The following is a 534-nucleotide window of genomic DNA, read 5'->3' as shown; positions in this document are numbered from 1 at the left end:
AAGGCATCGTGCCCGGCGGCGGCGTGGCGCTGCTGCGCGCCCGCGCCTCCATCCAGGACCTCAAGGGCGCCAATGCCGACCAGGATGCCGGCATCCGCATCGTGCGGCGCGCGCTGGAGGCGCCGCTGCGCGCCATCGTGGCCAACGCCGGCGAAGAACCGTCGGTGGTGGTGGCCAAGGTGGCGGACGCCAAGGGCAATTTTGGCTATAACGCGGCCACCGGCGAGTATGGCGATCTGGTGGAGATCGGCGTGGTCGACCCGACCAAGGTCACCCGCACCGCGCTGCAGAACGCGGCGTCGATCGCCGGCCTGATCCTGACGACGGACGCCACCGTCGCGCAGGCCGCCGAAGAGACCAAGCCGCAGGCGGCGCCGGCCGAAGCCATGGACTTCTGATCGGGCTCGGACCGGGGCAGCGTGAAGGCATCGCGCCACGGGCGCGGTGCCTTTTTTTTGCGTCGCGGCGCGCGACCGGGCCACCCTCCCGGGTCCTCGCGGGCCGCTCTTCAATGGCGTCTATGCATTCGCGCCA

Annotated in this window: 1 protein-coding gene; it reads left to right on the top strand. The window is 71.2% G+C overall.

From position 1 onward, the window contains the following. Positions 1–398: TCP-1/cpn60 chaperonin family protein (locus DNK89_RS23900; RefSeq protein WP_304547825.1), on the top strand; the 398-nt coding region annotated here is incomplete at its 5' end. Between the last annotated feature and the right edge of the window lie 136 nt (positions 399–534).

Source organism: Acidovorax sp. ST3 (genome assembly GCF_003231145.1).
GTDB lineage: Bacteria > Pseudomonadota > Gammaproteobacteria > Burkholderiales > Burkholderiaceae_C > Acidovorax.
The sequence above is the reverse complement of the archived record's forward strand: the minus strand, read 5'-3'. Positions and strand labels throughout refer to the sequence as shown.